This is a genomic window from Carboxylicivirga sediminis, assembly GCF_018156225.1.
GTDB lineage: Bacteria > Bacteroidota > Bacteroidia > Bacteroidales > Marinilabiliaceae > Carboxylicivirga > Carboxylicivirga sediminis.
The window spans coordinates 1-18,303 of the sequence record NZ_JAGTAR010000050.1 but is presented as its reverse complement, the minus strand read 5'-3'; the positions used below and the strand labels follow the sequence as shown (position 1 = coordinate 18,303).

10 protein-coding genes are annotated in these 18,303 nt (G+C 40.7%); 1 reads left to right on the top strand and 9 read right to left on the bottom strand.

Annotation, left to right across the window (positions count from 1 at the left end):
* Positions 1–24: 24 nt before the first annotated feature.
* The 9 genes from KDU71_RS21320 to KDU71_RS21280 all read right to left on the bottom strand — a co-directional run bounded on the left by KDU71_RS21320 (position 25) and on the right by KDU71_RS21280 (position 16,971).
* Positions 25–1,638, bottom strand: coding sequence for a family 16 glycosylhydrolase (locus tag KDU71_RS21320; protein WP_212193150.1), 1,614 nt, complete (start codon positions 1,636–1,638; stop codon positions 25–27).
* 140 nt (positions 1,639–1,778) lie between these two features.
* On the bottom strand, positions 1,779–3,137 hold the full coding sequence (locus tag KDU71_RS21315) for a glycoside hydrolase family 16 protein (protein WP_212193149.1): 1,359 nt from the start codon (positions 3,135–3,137) through the stop codon (positions 1,779–1,781).
* Between the two features lie 558 nt (positions 3,138–3,695).
* Positions 3,696–4,454 (bottom strand): T9SS type A sorting domain-containing protein, encoded by a 759-nt coding sequence (locus KDU71_RS21310; protein WP_212193148.1) that lies wholly within the window; start codon positions 4,452–4,454, stop codon positions 3,696–3,698.
* A 93-nt stretch (positions 4,455–4,547) separates the two neighbouring features.
* Positions 4,548–5,924: a glycosyl hydrolase gene (locus KDU71_RS21305; protein WP_212193147.1), complete on the bottom strand. Its 1,377-nt coding sequence runs from the start codon at positions 5,922–5,924 to the stop codon at positions 4,548–4,550.
* A 79-nt stretch (positions 5,925–6,003) separates the two neighbouring features.
* The gene (locus KDU71_RS21300) at positions 6,004–7,557 is read right to left on the bottom strand and encodes a RagB/SusD family nutrient uptake outer membrane protein (RefSeq protein WP_212193146.1); all 1,554 of its coding nucleotides are present in this window, start codon (positions 7,555–7,557) and stop codon (positions 6,004–6,006) included.
* Positions 7,558–7,575: 18 nt separating this feature from the next.
* The gene (locus KDU71_RS21295; RefSeq protein WP_212193145.1) at positions 7,576–10,695 is read right to left on the bottom strand and encodes a SusC/RagA family TonB-linked outer membrane protein; all 3,120 of its coding nucleotides are present in this window, start codon (positions 10,693–10,695) and stop codon (positions 7,576–7,578) included.
* A gap of 116 nt (positions 10,696–10,811) precedes the next feature.
* The gene (locus tag KDU71_RS21290; protein WP_212193144.1) at positions 10,812–11,057 is read right to left on the bottom strand and encodes a hypothetical protein; all 246 of its coding nucleotides are present in this window, start codon (positions 11,055–11,057) and stop codon (positions 10,812–10,814) included.
* A 248-nt stretch (positions 11,058–11,305) separates the two neighbouring features.
* Complete coding sequence (locus KDU71_RS21285) at positions 11,306–15,361, bottom strand: hybrid sensor histidine kinase/response regulator transcription factor (protein ID WP_212193143.1); 4,056 nt, start codon at positions 15,359–15,361, stop codon at positions 11,306–11,308.
* Between the two features lie 473 nt (positions 15,362–15,834).
* Entirely contained in the window at positions 15,835–16,971 is a 1,137-nt protein-coding gene (locus KDU71_RS21280) for a carboxypeptidase-like regulatory domain-containing protein (RefSeq protein WP_212193142.1), read from the bottom strand.
* Positions 16,972–17,226: 255 nt separating this feature from the next.
* On the opposite strand from KDU71_RS21280, the gene KDU71_RS21275 reads away from it, so the two are divergent.
* Positions 17,227–17,946, top strand: a complete 720-nt coding sequence (locus KDU71_RS21275) for a hypothetical protein (protein WP_212193141.1) — start codon at positions 17,227–17,229, stop codon at positions 17,944–17,946.
* The last annotated feature ends 357 nt before the right edge of the window (positions 17,947–18,303 follow it).

Sequence of the window (18,303 nt, the reverse complement as noted above, 5' to 3'; positions counted from 1 at the left end):
ATACTATTGCCCATTCAATTCTTCTTACCGTTTCCTGAACCTGACAATTTCATTTCCTATTTTTGCCATATAAAATCCCCCTTTCAGGTGACTCACTCCGATTTTACCAAATACTGTTGCTTGCATCACCATGACTCCCTGAGTATTATATACCAACACCGCAGTCGGTGCTTCGAGTCCTGAGATGTATAGTACATCGTGCACCGGATTGGGATAGACCTTTATTTCTTGCGCCGGCTCATGCTCTTCCACAGATGTACTCAAGGTATTACGACTATTCACGATTAACTTATCAAAGGAGCCTACATAGCCTGTAGAACTTGCGTTTTTACCCACGCAAGTAAATTTTACGCGATACGTTCCCGCATCAAGATGAATTTCTTCAAAAGATTGGCTTACCAAAGTAGATTGGTTATTGTATAAATCGATTGAATTAGACATTTCCTGCCAGTTTCCTGGTGATGTTTCCACTGCACAATTATATTGTCCAAATGCTGACCAGGTCAATGATTGAAGTGTGATGGTGTGATCACCATCCAGACCAATTGGAACTTCAAATATTATTTCACTATTTGTGTTATTACTGATAAACTTAACATGTTGTCCGGCGCTTGCCAGAGGACTGCTTTTGATCTGAATTTCATTTCCTGTGGGGGAAGATGGGGTCAGAGATTCACATTCATATTCGGTCATTTCATCATCCGAAACATGTTTCCATACCCTTACATAATCTACATAGGCATGGGTCAATGTGCCTAAAGGCTCTCTTGTAAAGTTATCGCCGGCATAACCAAAGCTGGCCCCATCAGATAACCAAAGAAATTCCGGAGACTTTACAATCCAATCAGGATGGCTATACCTTACCTTGAACACTCCATCATAGTAGATATCCATGAAACTTTCGGTCCAGTGAAAGCCCCAGGTATGATAGTTTCCATCGTGGATATTGGGGGTTGAATACTTTATGGTGTTAGCCCTGTGATTTGCACCATAACCGTCAATGTGAATGACTGATTTTGTATAATCCTCCATCCAGGCCGATTCAAACACATCAATTTCAGCACCATCATTGGCAGTGCCATCCACATTGCTTTGATTGTCGCCCTGAAACCAAAAGGCAGTGTGGGTTCCTTTGGAGGCATCTGCAATTTTCATGCGTGCCTCAAAGTAACCATATTGGGTCTCATAGAGATTGTTTGAATTGACTGAACCACAATGCATGGTATTGTAATCTTCTTTAGTCACACGCAATACTAAATTGCCATTCTCCTGCCATACATTTTCAGCTGTCCACCACCAGTCAGCGATTCCTAAATCGGGCCGGGGAGCTCTGGTTTTAGGACTCACAATCACATTCCATTTAAATGGATCCACATTTATTCCTTCAAACTCATCACTGAAATCTAAAGTCCAGGTATCCCCGGTAGGAGTTACCAGATTTGGCTGCACACCTTCCGCCGTGGCTGCATCAATGAACTGAGCGTTTAGCCGCCCATTTCCTAAAAAAGAAATGGTTAATACAATTCCCCAAAACAAAACAGTTCTCATCCTATTCAAATTCATATCTTTATTTAAAGCCACCATCACGCAAATCCGCTCGTTCAATTTTCTGATTTCTTCCTTGTTTATCTTTCTCAATACAGGAAGACTTTTGGAGCCAATAATTCCTTAAAGGGTGATATGCTGGCAAAGGATTTCATATTGATTCCCTTGCCAGCTATTTATTATCAAAAGTCCCATCTCCTATCGCACCAACATTTAAACTATTAAGTATTTTACTATTGAGGAGTTAATGTGATTTTATCAAAAGACCCTACATATCCGCTGCTTTTATTGTTTTTTCCCGAACATGTAAAAGTGATACTGTGATTTCCGGCCTCCAGATAAACTGTTCCAAAAGTCAGTTCTTTCACGCTAGTGGAAGTTCCATACAAATCCAATTCTGATGTAAAGTAATGCCAGCTCCCATTGTTGGAGATGGAACACTTGTATTTACCAAAACTATTCCATGTCAGTCCGGATAGATTGACTGCGTAATTACCAGCTTCACTTACATAGATATTGTCGAATCGTATTCTGTCATTCACTACATCAGCCATTAGTTTAAGATGTTGTCCATTACTGGCAGAGGCATGGCTTTTAGTTTGAATGTCGTCTCCTGTAGGTGAAAAGCAGGATTGGTTTTCACATTCTGCTTCAATTACATTTGGAGAAGATACTTGCTTCCACACCCGCACATAATCAACATAGGCATGGGTCAAAGTACCAACTGGTTCACGAGTAAAGTTATCACCTGCATACCCAAAGCTGGCCCCATCAGATAACCAAAGGAATTCAGGTGAATGTACAATCCATGCCGGATCGCTATACCTCACTTTGAAAACCCCATCATAGTATATATCCATGAAACTTTCGGTCCAGTGAAAACCCCAGGTATGATAATTACCATCATGAATATTGGGGGTTGTATATTTTATCGTGTTGGCCTTATGGTCGGCTCCATATCCATCAATATGGATCACCGATTTTGTATAATCCTCCATCCAGGCAGATTCAAACACATCTATTTCAGCACCATCATTGGCAGTGCCATCTACATTTCCTTGATTGTCACCCTGAAACCAAAAGGCAGTGTGGGTTCCTTTGGACGCATCTGCAATTTTCATACGCGCCTCAAAGTAACCATATTGGGTCTCATAGAGATTGTTTGAGTTAACAGAACCACAATGCATGGTATTGTAATCTTCTTTGGTCACACGCAATACCAAATCGCCATTTTCCTGCCATACATTTTCGGCAGTCCACCACCAATCATCAATTCCTAAATCCGGTCGAGGAGCCCTGCTTTTTGAACTAACAATCACATTCCATTTAATGGGATCAACTGTCGAGCCTTCAAATTCATCACTGAAATCCAACTCCCAGCTCCCGGCAGGCAATGACTTCAAAATGGAAGAGGCTTGCGGTCCTTCAACAATCACCGGTTGCATTCCCATCGGCGTTAAGGGATCAATCTTTGAGGATTGACTATTAGTAATATCAGTCTGGCTTGTTTCGTTTTTAATTACCTCTTTTTCACAGCTTCCCAACAATAAAAGAAGCAAGAGAGATAATGTTAGAAGAGTCATTTCTTTCATAACAGATTTGTTTTCAAAAATTCATTATTAGTTGGTCAATACTTAATGAGGCTTAGTTTTTTTTTACATTTACTCTTTCCCTTTGATAATTTGGAGCAAATTTGTGTCAACACGTTTTTATTCTATGATATACCCTTGTGTTGACAATACTTCCCTTAAACCTATCATTGAATCCAGCAAAGAATTCTTAAACAACTTTTTTGTTCAAACTTTATCAACCAATTAGCCACCTGAAGCGGAGCATGCTTGTTCAAAGACTAACTAAAGGCGGATTCCAAGCTCCGCCCCCAATTTAAAAAGCTTAGGACGTTATAAATTCCGTTCTATTTAACAATTACTTTTAGCACTAAAGCTTTTTCTCCTGCAGATACTTTCACAATATGAATCCCCGTATTTGATAACGCTTGAGTACTATTTTTCATCAATCAATCTGAGATTTCCTCTGAATACACTTCCTGACAATTGATTTCACCCAGAATGAAAAACGGGCAGGTTTTTAAGCTGGTAATAAAAGGTCGCTCGATTGCACAGCAAGCCAGCTTCGAACGACCATATTTACTATTTAAGCAAAAGCTTTGATACTGTTTTTGCACCTTTGTCTGATTCAACCTGCACCATATATAATCCATCGTTATGGCCTGTTAAATCGATTGTCAATTCCTTCACCTGATTAACCTTTGCAGATTTAACCACTTGCCCGGCGGCGTTGTACACCGAGTATGCTGCAATGGCCTCATCAGCTTTAACTTTGAAAAGACCAGTTGATGGATTGGGCGATACTACAAGCTGAGTAGTGGATGTTTTGCTAATGGCAGTAGGTGTATCCTGGACTAATTTCATATCATCAACATACATAGTGAAACCACTAAACCACATGTAAGTAGTTAACACAACCTCTTGCGTTATGGATGGTGTAAATGTTATTGATTTGGTTTCCCAAGTAGTATTAAAACCTTCAACCTTTAATGTTTCTCCATCAACAACGACCTGAATCATATGCTTTTTACCATCTGCCTGCATGGTTGACGCTGAATATGTATACTGCTTACCACCTTCAAGCTGTATTGTTTTTCTTAGATAAATATTTACAGATGAACCAGAGCTGCACTTAGCTACATTAGAACCAGACACTGCAGTGACGTTATTAGCTGCTGCATCTGCTGCCGTAGCAGTACCTTCCCAGACTGCATAACCTTGTTCGGATAGGTCTGCAGGAACAGTATAGCTATCAAAGTTATCCTCCCATACTATGGTTTGAGCATCAATGACTAAACTAAAAGCCATAACAATGGCTGTAAGAAGTAGAATTCTTTTCATAATAGAAGATTTAGGTAAATAAATGATTATAGATGGAGGGCACATTACCTGCCCTCCAATTTAAACGTATCATGCTACAATTTCAGAGAGTCTTTATTTCTCTTTTGCTATTACTTCGTCAATTAAGCATGGTGATGTGCCTTTTCCTTTCCAGAAAGTAAAGCGCAAATTAGAAACACCATCGGGCACTGTAAATTCGTATGAAACAGTTTCCCACTGATTGTTTTCAGATGCCTTGACTGGAAGCGCTTCAGCAGGTAATGCCAGCTTTGTATTGGTATCATGATCTTTGATAACCATTTTCATGGAACCGTCAGGACCTAACCACTTCACTGAATAGGTAATCGTGAGTGTTTTGCCGGCTGTAACAGCTAACTTCGTATTAAGACCAGCATCTCCACCCCAGCCATTCAACATTTTACACGACCAGCCTTCCACAGCATCATCCGGCTCGGCGGCGAACTGATAACCAAACCAACCAACGCTTTTGGCAAGTGCCTCAGCTTCGGACAGATTATCTGTTGTTCCATACACATGGTAGTTACCAAAATTGCCATTCTCAACCAGGTTGCCTTCAACATTGTCATATATTGGCGCTTCTACACCTGCTCCAATTTCCTCATTTGGTGTATAATAGGCATAATACTGTCCCAGTGGCGTCAGGTTATCTTCGGCATCGAACAAAGCCGATGGTGCTAAGGCCTTATTATCAGGCTGACCTGAGAACCATGCATACCTCTCAACATAATCCAGTGCATCCAACTGAGGCAATACAGCTTTCATAAAGGCCAATGCCTGCTCTGCCGTATATCGGTTATCCTCAACAGATGTGGCATTCCAGTCGGCTACTGCAAATTCAGTAATCCAAACTGGTAAATCATAAGCCTCATGTACCTCTTTCACTTTTTGCAGAAACGATTCAGGATTTGGACCGGGGTATTTATGCATGGCTACAAAATCGATACGCAAACCTTCAGACTTTGCGCGTGACATGAACTCATCCATCCACTCATTGGTGCCACCTACTGGCGCCGGGCTTCCTATTGGTAAGCCTATTGATTCGAGTTTAGGCCATAGGGCAATGGCTTCATCAACAGTCATATTCGCCTGCTCCTCGCCATCCGGCTCATTAAATCCCAGGATGTAATTGATTTTTCCTTCCGCTTTCAGTTGCTTGAGGTATTCAATCTTATCATCTGTAACCTGACGTCCCCAGAACATGGGTACAAACTCAATGTTTTCAGGCTCCATATCTTTCAGCTCATGTCCCCATGAATAGTGCCAATGGCCTTTTAAGGCCGAAACACGTGATGACCACGTAAATCCATTTGTGGTTAAACATACCCCTTTTTTAGTCACTGTTGTGGGCACCTCTTCTTTTGGCGGCAGTTCATGGTCAAAGCCAGGTATTTCTTTTTCACAGGCCATCAACATGATGGCCATCCCCAATATGTATAGTATATTCTTCATTCTATTGTCAGTTTTAGAGAAAAAATGAGGAGACAGCAATAATGCTTAGCCAATTGCACCTCCTCATTATAGTTAGTTATTATTGCCAGGCCGGATGCTGAACCAGGTTCTTATTAACATCAATTTCCTCCTGAGGAATAGCAAACACCTCGGATTTCTTACCCTGGTATAATGGCACATACCCTTTAATAGCGTCAGCAGCAATACGATCATAGCCTTCCTGCATTTCGCCCCAACGCTTCAGGTCATAGAAACGTAAGCCCTCGAATGCCAGTTCCACACGACGCTCGTGACGAACAATCTCGCGCAATTGGTCCTGCGATAAGCCAGCTCCCTCAACAGCCTCCACACTCGGCATATTAACACGTTGACGGACGGCATTAATTAAGTCATACACTTCCTGTCCTACATTGCCAGATTCCACAAGTGCTTCGGCACGCATCAGCAGCACATCGGCATAGCGAATCAGGTAGAAGTCCTGTGAGCCAGACTCAAACACAGCTCTTTCATAAGGATCAACATCGTCACGTACATATTTTTTCAATCCAAACTTAGTATTGGTATTACCAGCAAATACTTTCTCCGGATCCTTCAGGAAGATGTCACCTTTAAAGTAAACTGAAGCAATAGCACGAGGATCTCTGTTCTCTTTTGGATCAGCCGGATTATAGATAGAAGCCGGATCGTCAATAGGCAGTCCGTCATTACAGTAATAATCATTAACCATATTTGGCATGGGCTGCACATCTACTTTTGGTTTTGGCAGATAGGTAGCTGAGAATTTCTCCCCATTGTCGTAAAGATCACCATAAAGGAACTTAACCGGGAAAACAATCTCACTGGAATTTTCTCCATCATAGGTAAACAGTTGCTCATAGTCAGGGTCCAAGCTATAGCCTAATGTCAGCAATTCCTGTGTGGCTTCAAGCACATCGTCATGCTGCCCCTTATAAAGTGCTACTCTCGCCAGTAAGCCTAAGGCAGCCCCTTTGGTGGCATACCCATATTCCTTATCACTTTGCTCTGATGGCAATGGCAGAATAGCAATGGCTTTCTCCAAATCATCCAACACTTGTTGCCACAGTTCGGCCTCTGTATTTTTAGCTACATAAGCCTCTTCCAGTGTTTGTGGTTCGGTAATTAACGGCGCCTCCTCGAAGTACAAGGCTACATGGTAATAAAACAAGGCTCTTAGAAAGTAAGCTTGTCCCAGGTAGTTGTTCTTATCTTCTTCAGAGATAACAGACTCATCCATTAAACCAATGTTCCTGATAGCTGAATTGGTGCGTGCAATCCCTTTATAAAGGTCACTCCATAAACCACTGAAGAACCAGTGTGAAGGATCGATGCTACCCACAACAAAAATACCTCCACCTTCCCATTTCCAGGCGTTATACTCATTATCTGATAAACAGTCGTATGCAGGCATTCCCATCCCCCCATTCAGATGACCGCCATACATGCCATTGGCCTGAAGTACTGTGTAAATACCATTGATTCCTAATCGTGCATCATTAGCACTCTGCCAGAAATTATCTTCCGCGATATTAGTTGGGTCTTGCAGCGTCAGGAAGTCATCTGAACACCCAAAGCTGAATATGGCCACTGCGATATATATTAAAAACTTCTTCATTTCTTCTAAGCTTTTTTATTAGAATGATAAATTAACACCAACCGTATAAACCTTTGTTAGCGGCACATTACGCGCATTGATATTGCTCGAACTTCTTTCCGGATCGAAGTTATCCATCTTAGTAAAGGTCAGCAGATTCTGTCCCGACACAAACACCCTAAACTTATCAATACCCGCTTGTGACAGGATGGTTTTAGGCAATGTATAACCAAACTCCAGGTTTTTCAGTCTCAGGTACGAACCATCTTCCACATAGAAACTTGATACCCTGTCGTTCTGGAAATTGCGCCCTAAGCGTGGTAAGGCTGCACTTGGGTTCTCTTCAGTCCAGCGCTCCTGCCAATAACTCAGTACATTTCGTCGGTCGTCGGTCATTGGTGTCTGACCATTTCCCATCATGATGCGATCCACATCTGCTACACCCTGGAAGTTAAAACTCATATCAAAGCCTTTATAGGATGCCGCACCATTAAAACTGTATATCCATTTTGGATGAGGATTACCAATGACTACTCTGTCATCATCGTTAATGACCCCATCACCGGCGTCAGGTATCCCATCGCCATCGGTGTCAACAGTGAGCTGATCCTTGTAACGAATATCTCCGGGTGAAGTAGTGGTGCCTCCGAATTGAACAGGAGCATCAGCAACCTCCTCAGGTGACTGGAAAATACTAATGGCCTCCAGCCCGTAGTAGGATTTAAATGCTTCACCTACTCTTACTATATCTGAATTTGTAATCGTTTCTTCACCTCCTTCACCCAGGCTGGTTACCTCATTCAGAAACATATTGGTAACGTTACCGCCTAGTGAAAATTCAAAATCACCTACCTTCTGGAAATAGTTAATCCCAAGTTCCCATCCTTTATTAATGATATCTCCCACATTCTGAGCCGGAAGTTGTGAAACGCCAAGTGTTGATGGAATAGGGAAACCACTGTATAATACATCGGTACTGTTTCTTTCAAAATAGTCAGCAACTACCTGCAAACGGTTATTTAAGAATCCGGCATCCAATCCAATATCGAATTGTGTTGTTTCTTCCCATCTCAAATCTGGATTGGCTAATGTTGTAACAGCCACACCTCCGACAGGTGTTTCTTCAACACCCAATACATAGTCGAGACCAGAGTTGTACGCCTGGCTGTATGAATATGGACTAACCGGACGGTCGTTACCACTTATACCCCAGCTACCACGCAATTTCAGATTGGAGAACACATTAGTTAAATCATCCATAAATGCTTCTTCGCTGATGCGCCATCCTCCTGAAAATGATGGGAAGACACCATATTTATAGGTTGGTCCGAAACGGCTTGAACCATCACGTCTTAAATTAGCCTCTAACAGGTAACGATCTTTGTAACTGTAGTTGATTCGTCCGAATACCGAGAACCAGGTTTCCTCCCATTTACTTCCTCCTACTGCCGGATCCAATACGCCACCAGCGCTAAGCTCTTCCAGTTCATCAGACGGGAAGTTAGAGAGTGAAGCATTAAAACCATCACTTGTTTCATAGATAACCGATGTACCCAGCATGGCCGTAATGGTATGTTCACCCAAATCACGGGTGTATTTAGCCACGTTCTCATTCATTAGCTTGTAATAGAAAGCCGCGCTATTTTTCAGTGAGTTAAACTCATTGAAGTTAACCAGGTCGCCGTTCCAGTCGCGCATCTCCCAGCGCGGAGCAAAATCTGATGTATTGGTGAATCTTAAATTGACCGTTCCGCTTGACTCAATTGACAGGCCTTTTAAAGGTGTTATATTCACCGCCAGACGATCATTAATGGTGTACTGATCTTGCTCATAATTACCAAAGCTTAATTCACGAACCGCATTCTTGGTCATAAAAGATGCGTTGTCATTATAAAAAGCACCGTCAACATGTCCATATTCACCATTGGGCAAATAAACCGGTATAGTTGGTGCATTGCGCGAGAACTGGTACATAATTTCATTCACAGCATCGGCTCCCCCTTTAGGTCCGTTGAAGGCTCTCCAATAGCCATTAAAGTTATTGCTGACTGTCATCCAGTCTTTCACCTTACTGCTAAGGTTCAAGCGGAAATTATAGCGTTGTGATTTGTACTTACCAACCAGGATGGCATCCTGATCAAGGTAACCTAAAGACAAACGAAAATTAGTTTTTTTGTTACCCCCCGATAATGACAGGTAGTGATTTTGTATTGGGGCTTTCTCCAACACATGATCGGCCCAATTGGTTTGTGCAAACTGCTCAGGCGCGTTACCATTTTTAATCAACTCAAGTTGCTCTGGTGTATAACGTGCCACTTCGCCTTCATTGGCAAACTTTTCGTTAATCAATTCTGCATACTGAACTGCATCAAGGTATTCGGGCATAACAGTAGCCTCCTGCAAACCAAAGTAGTTGTTATACTCCACTTTTACATCGCCTTCTTTACCGCCTTTGGTAGTTACAATAATTACTCCGTTGGCACCACGTGCACCATAAATAGCACTGGCTGATGCATCCTTTAAAACCGAAATAGATTCGATATCGGATGGGGCCAGGTTATTAAACTCGGTAAGTGAAGAATAGAGCATTCCGTCAATGACCACTAACGGTGTTGTATTGCCAAATGAACCAACCCCACGTATTTGAATAGATGCACCATCATTACCTGGTAAACCATTACCCTGAGTAAGCTGAACGCCCGTAAAACGGCCATACATTAACTGTGAGCTGTTAGTTACAGGCTGGTTAACGGCTTCTTCCATCTTAAGGGTACTCACTGCGCCCGTCAGATTAACCTTCTTTTGCGTACCATAACCTACTACCACTACTTCATCCACACCCACCATTTCGTCTTCCATGGTTACATTAATAGTGGCCTGAGCTCCCACTGCTACCTCCTGGCTTTTAAGACCAATAAACGAGAAGGTAATGATTGCTTCATCACTACTTACCGAGAAGCTATAGTTACCATTCATATCTGTGATTGTGCCATTGGTAGTACCTTTCTCCACCACCGAAACACCCGGTATTGGTTGTCCTTTACTATCATTTACTACACCCGATACAAACCTGTCCTGTGCAATAGCTGATAAGCCACAGGTGAGGATTAACCCTACAAGCAGTAGTAATCGGTTTAGCCTAACATGCCTCTTTTTCATAAACTTGATGTATAATTATTAAACGTTAGTTAACTTATTTTTTGACGATTCACAACCTCGTCACAGAAAATGCTGAAAAAACATCAGAATCTTCTGGTATTCTTTCATAGTTGCATTTACACAACAAAAACAATGAGTATAAGTGCCACCACTAATGCCAGTATCAAATAGAGCAGCACCTTTGTTTTCTTTACACTTTTAATTTGACTTTCCAGTTCGTTAGATTTCATTTTTGTTACACCATTTAATTTTTCGCGATAGAGTACTCCTTGAAGAATTGGAATTTTACGATGTGCAAATTCAGAAAATAACGAATAAAGGCATAAGAACAAGGCGTCATTCAATAAGGTAAATAGTGTCAAAAACGAACAAGTTTAAATGTCAAAATGAGGGGGCCATAATTCCAAGTAAACAAGAATACTCACTCGCTATCAAGATATTAACACATTTAAACATTTATTAGCATGCCAATACACAATGGCGTATACACCCCCTCAATGATGTGAAATGGTGAAAGAAAAATGCCTATGACAGGCGTCAATTGCACCTCAAAAATTATATGCAGAAGAGTGAGAATTGCTCTTATTAGAGATGAACATGGCAACTGCTCTTATAAGTCGCCATGTTGCTTTCGATAGTCAGATGGGGTTAAATCATAGACCTGCTTAAAGTTCTTTCTGAAATTCTTGATATCCTGATAGCCAACATGCTCAATAATTTCTGAAACAGTCAGTTCTGTTTCCTTCAGAAGTTGAGCTGCACGTTTCAATCTGATAGATTTAATAAACTCTCCAGGCGGTTGCTGGGTCAGTTTCTTTATTTTTCGATAAAAGGTAGACGTGCTCATTGCCAGTTCAGATGCCAGTTTCTCAGGATCAAAACTGGTGTCACCCATATGCTTCTCAATCACCTTTATAGCCTGCTCCAATAATTTGCCCTCTTCCGATTTAATTTCGGCATCGGTTGGCTCCAGTCTTACTTTTTGAGCATATTTATCTGATAATAGCTTTCGGGAGGCAATCAGCTGCTTCACTTTTTCTATCAGGAGTTCCGGATCAAATGGTTTGGTGAGGTAAGCATCAGCTCCTTTCCTGGTGCCAAACAGCTGATCTTGTGGGGTACCTTTGGCTGTTAATAGCACCACCGGAATATGAGCTACCAAATCATTTGATTTAATCTTCTGGCAAAGCTCAAAACCATCCATTCGTGGCATCATCACATCAGAAATAACAATTTGTGGCTGATGCTCTATCAACATGTCATAGCCATCAATACCATCGGATGCCTCCAGCACTTCGAAATCATCCGATAAAAGATCGGCCATATAGTTACGCACCTCCTCATTGTCCTCAACTAACAGCACTTTGGCTCCTTTAGCTCCTTTATTAATCGATTTGGTGCGAGGCAGTGATTCCGGCTCAACCGTGGCAATGACACTGCCTATACCACTCTCAACTTGTCGAATCTCATCCGCAGAAAGATGCTTCTGCCCCGTTGGTAAGCTAATGGTAAAGGTGGTTGATTCACCCGGCTGACTTTCAACCGAGATAGTACCATGATGCAACTCAACATAGCTTTTCACCAAAGCAAGGCCAATACCTGAGCTTCCGAGCGAGTGTTTACCAGACGCCTGATAAAAGCGCTCGAAGAGCAGATCCAGCTCATCTGCCGGAATTCCTTTCCCATTATTAGTAATCTTTATGAGGATATTATCGGATGCATCATTTAATTCAACAGTAACCCAACCAGGCTCGCCAACAAACTTAAAAGCATTAGACAGTAAATTACTAATTACCACACCTAAACGTTCATTATCAAAGAAAATCAGTTTTGACTTAGCCTGAAGCTTCTTTTTAAAGCTAATCTTCTTTGTTGCTGCCAACTCATCAAAGCCCTTACAAATTTCGGATATGAAGCGCACCACATCTTGCTCCGAAGCCTGTAATTTCACCTTGCCCGCTTCCATTTTCCGGAATTCCAGAAGCTGATTAACCAGGCTGTATAAGCGGCTGGTATGCTGATGAACCACTTGCATCTTACGGGCAATAAAGGCAGGACTAAGTGCTGACATATCTTTCCTTAGCAACTCATTAACCGGTGCTAGTATCAAGGTTAATGGTGTTCGAATTTCATGGGAGATATTTGTAAAAAACCTGAGCTTGTATTCATTCATCTGATGCTCCTGCTCCCTGAGTACCTTTTCCATTTCAGCGGCGTTTACCAGTCGCTCCTGCTTGCGGGTAATCATGGTTATAAAAGCCACTACCAATAGCACTATTGCTACATATATAATGACCGCATACCACGACCTCCATGGAGCCGGCAATACTTCAATGTCCAGGGTCCTGACATTCTGACTCCAAACGCCATTACTGTTGGTGCCCATCAGGTGCAAAGTATAGTCACCCGGCTTTAAATTACTGAATGATATATGACGACGTGTTCCGATATTAACACGTTTCTCGCCACTTCCTTCCAACCAATAACCATACTGATTACGTTGAGGAGCCTTAAAATCAAGCGATGCAATTTCAAATGAAAACTCCGATTCTCTATGCGTTAACACAAGTTTTTTTGTTTCGTTAATGGAGGTACTTAACAATCCATCCTCCTTTACCGGCACTTCCTGGTTAAGAATTTTGAAAGCCGTAACAACCACAGGTGGCGTTGTTGTATTTTCCTGTATATCATCAGGATGAAAGAATGTTAGATCAGAAAATCCTCCGAAATATAAAGTGCCATCATCGGCCCTAAAGCAAGCCGATTCCGAGAAATTAGACCCACCAATACCATCACTGACATCATAATTTCGGAACATCTGCGCTTTAGTATCCAGCATTGAAATACCAGCATTGGTGCTTACCCAAACATGCTCATTTTCATCTACCAGTACGCCATTGATATAATCATCTGTTAAGCCATTGGCACTCGTATAGTCAGTCAGCTCATATTGTTCATCTTCACGTATAGCAAGCTTATTAAGACTGCAGGGTGTACCAAACCAAAGATTATTATTGTCGATATATGCCGTTAGAATAATATCACAAAGCGGATTCCTGTCATTGGTTATTAACTGTTGTACAGGAGTAAAAGTAGAATCAGCCGATTGATATTGAAACAAACCCTTATAGGTACCAACCCACAAACGACTGTTGTTATCCATTAGCAAAGAGGTAATTCGGTTAACAGGTAGTTGACCAGCTTCAGCAGATGCCATGAACTGTCTGACTAACTGATAGGTACCAGCTACATTTCGATAGTAATACAAGCCATTCTGTTGTGTGGCCACCCATAAATCATTACCCTTCAATAAAATATCATGTGCCTTCTTAATCTGTCGTAGCTGCGGACTTTTAAAAACCAGAGCCGAATTGACCAATACAAGGTCGCCATTAGCGGATTCGTTAACCACATATAATCCTTCATTAAAACTTATCCAGATTGTTTCGTTATGATCCTGGTATATACGTTTGGCAACCAAACCTTGCTTCTGGTACAATTGGTCGGCGGGCAGAAAATCCAGTTTCCTAACCCGGTTTCCCTTATCTAAAAGATAAACACCACTCCCTTTTGTACCAATCCATGTGCGCTGTTGCTTATCTACCATTACGGCATTGACATGATGCTCATAATCATACCTGGCTATTTGACTACCAATGGTTTTAAATCGTGTCTGCTCAGAAAGGCGTACTATACCACCACCATCAGTACCAATCCAGATGTCACCTTCTCTATCTTCAAAAATATCCAGTATTACATCATAATCAATAGAAGTTCCAACTACGTTTTTGGGTTTAATATCTATCTGATTAAAAGTACAGTCCTTAGTATTAAACTTGTAAAGGCCATCGCCCCAGGTTCCTACCCATATGTCACCATTTTTATCCTGCAATAGAGAATATGCTTTGGGCGACAGGTTATCTTTTTCCCAAGGTAATTTATACTGCTCATAGGTCAGCTCTTTATAATTGAAACGAATCAGATGCATATCCCAACCTACTATCCACAGGTACGGTTCATCATTGCTATCAATTAATAATTCCGTTATTTCCTGATAACCCAGATTAATCCTGTGTGTTTGGAACTCCTGGCCTGTTTTACCATATCTTAATCCATCATTTGTACCACACCAAATAGTTCCATCAGGCGTCTGAGCCAAAGTATTGACACGGGCATTCCCCAGTAAATGTCTTATGGAGTCTTCCGGATGAACATACTCCCATAATCCACCAGTCCAGCCACCAATCCATAAAGATGATGCCTCTGACAGAAAGGTGACAATACGATTTGGTGTTTGCTCATTTATCTTTGGAGTATAAAATGCCTCCTGCGAAATATCATAACAACAAAAGCCTCCTGATTTTGTCCCAATCCATATATTACCCTTTTCATCTGCGTAAAGCCGCTCCACGGATGGATTAACAAGACTATTATGCTTATTACCATCTGGCTTGTAGTGCTTAAAATTATATCCATCGTACCTGTTTAGTCCACCACGGGTTCCGAACCACATAAAACCATGCTGATCCTGCAAAATTGATGTCACCTCATTTTGTGAGAGACCATTATTGGTGTCGATATATTGAATAGAATACTGCTCGCTGGCATTAACACTTGGTAAACATAGCCTTACAGTTATAAATAAGAATATGAAATAAGCTTTCATTATAGATAAAATGTGAAACAATAATCATTGTTTCTGTGATTTACAAATTTAATAAGAAATGAGAAAGGTCGTTATTGGTTATTATAAAAGTCAAACTTATCTTTTCTAAATAACAGACCAGCAAAATGAAGTGCAAGGTACTATTTATGCGATAACACTCATATTTAAATGTGCTCTTTGATCTCTTCATCAGCTATTTGAGCAGCGATATTTGATAGCATGACAACTTAAACTCAATTATATGGTGACTAATAATTATCGATGAAGCAAGCCAATTATATCTTGTTAATAACAACATTTTCACCACTGATAATAGTCAGATTAAAAAAGCATGTTACTAACCTGACTCATTGGCTTTTGATAATTATAAAACACTGTTCTTTGAAGCGCATTCAAAACATCACTATAGTTTTGGGCACAAAAAAACCGAAGCTTCTGTAGCTCCGGCTTTATTTTATGTTATAGTTGCCTGCCTATTCCGGCAATGTAAAGCGACTCCAAAAATCTTTATTCTCTGTCTTCTCTGTATAAAACGTTTTAGCATTCGCATCTTTATAAGACTGGTAGTCATATACAATCCATTCTGCATCCAGATTAAGCTCATCACTTTTTCCGCTATAGCTTATCTTACTGGCAGCATACTTCTTACTTCCAGTCATTCGGTAATCAACAATTACTTTACCGCTATAAACAGGTGCAGTATTGTTCTCACGAAAGGCATCACGACCAGCATGAAAGAAACCTTTTGTTGTAAAATTCAGTTCGTTTCTTACCACAGAATAATCTTTCTGACGAATGATAATAGTACCCTTATAGTCTTCACAATAGGCATCACCTGTTTTGGCCAGATCCGGATCTTCGAGTTGATAATTAATCACCCATACCGAGTCGCCATTAACAACCGTTTCCTCGGCCAGCTCAAGCGCGTATTCATCAACAAAATCAATGTCCAGCACATTGCCTCTCTGGCGAACTATATCGAACGCCAACACATCATTGATAAAAAGCATCCCCTTCTTGATAGGTGACACCTCAAAATCACGCCGCACCTCATTCACACCATAGTTGCGCGCTTCATAAGTCGATGCCAATAACCGGTTTCCATACCCCTTACTGTCCGAATAATTGACAACAGCTTCTGTTGTCTGCTGATTCAACTTTTGGCGCCAATACACATTAGCCGCATACGCATCTTCATAGGAATCTTCGATAATATTTGAAGCGGTTTTAAGTATACCATACAGGCGTTTCGAATCTGCTTTTACATCCACCTGCTGGATACCATAGGTCTGAGAAAACAACTTGATATTTTCGCCACTCAAAATATGCAATTCATCTACTGTAAATTCTTTAACCTTGTAGCCTACCGCAGATATCTGCACTTTATAATTAACAAAACTCTCTCCAACAACAAGCTCATAATAGCCATCAAAATCCGAGGCTGTTCCCATGTAGGTGCCAACCACTCCAATATTGGCAAACTCAACCGGCTTATTTGTTTCTGCATCTACAACGCGTCCTTTTATCTCGATATTTTGAGCAGTCAGTTCGAATAAACCTGTCAGTAAAAACAAGAACAAACAACTCAACTTGAAATATTTAATACACATATCTGTATGTTTTAAGGTGGTATTCTATTAAAAATGAAACGTCAAGATACTATAATTTTTGCTTACTTGAACAGGCTAATAATTAACTTCGGACCAATCCTCTGATTCAGAAATATTTTAAACCTAAACAAGATAATTAAAGCCGTATGCTTACCCCTTATTGATAATAATCAAATGCAGTTTAACTTTATTTAATCGCATATTGGTTACATTTAGGTTATATTTAAGGTCCAATAATTCGAAAAATTAATACCTATGACCAGAATAACACTTCTATTGACAGCACTTGTTCTATCATTGAGCAGTTGTGTTGTTTCGAAGAAAAAGTACGAAGCACTGCTACTTGAGAAAAATCAGATTGCCGATGATTTAGACAAGAAATCAGCTGAAAGCAAACAATTGAAGGTAAACCTGGAAAATGCCATAGCCGATTACGAAAGTATGAAAAATGATTTTGGCAAAAGCAACGCATTGAAGACGGATGAGATTTCGGATTTGATGATTATGGTTACCCAATTGAAAGATGAGAGTGAACAGCTCAACCAGAAACTGAGCGAAACAGTCAGCAAATTTAAAGCAAAAGAAGCGGACTCCTACATGGCCAATGAAGAGCTGGATAAAACCATTAAAGCGGTTAACACACTGAAAAGAGATACAGCCAGTTTAAATTATTCGCTTCAACTGGCAAAGCAGCGCAATAAGATGTTGCAGGATGAGCTAAAAACATCGCAGGAAAAGGCCAGCACAAGTGGCCTGCAGCGTATTGAGCTGCAAAAACAAGTGGATAAACAGACCGCACAGCTGAAAGATATGGAGAAACAACTGATCAAGAGTCAGCAAAACATGTCTGAAGTTTCATCAGCATTTATTGAGCTTAGAAAAGCGATGTTGAAAGCGAACAGCAGCAATACAGCCATTGACCCAAACAAGAGCAAAGAAGTGGATAAAGTAGCCAAATTATTGGGACACTATTAAACATTGACTTTTAAAATATGACAAGGCTGTTTGGTATAATCCAGACAGCCTTTTTTGAAATCAAGATGCAGTGCTAAAATGCAATAAGCTTATTCACACAAGCTTTAAGGCCACCAATTGCAGCTCAATTGATAATGCAAACCAGACGTGATTTAAGGCGTTTTACACTTAAGAAGTGCTCATTTATTAAATGTTTATCATTAATAACCGATTAAATATATATCCAACCTCGCTGAGGTTGATTGGTTATTTACATTGCACTTATCTACAAATATTTATCTCCGCTGGAGATAATAAAACAACTTCGGAGAAGTTGAATATTTATAGAAATAATAAGCCTACCCTATTAATAACAAT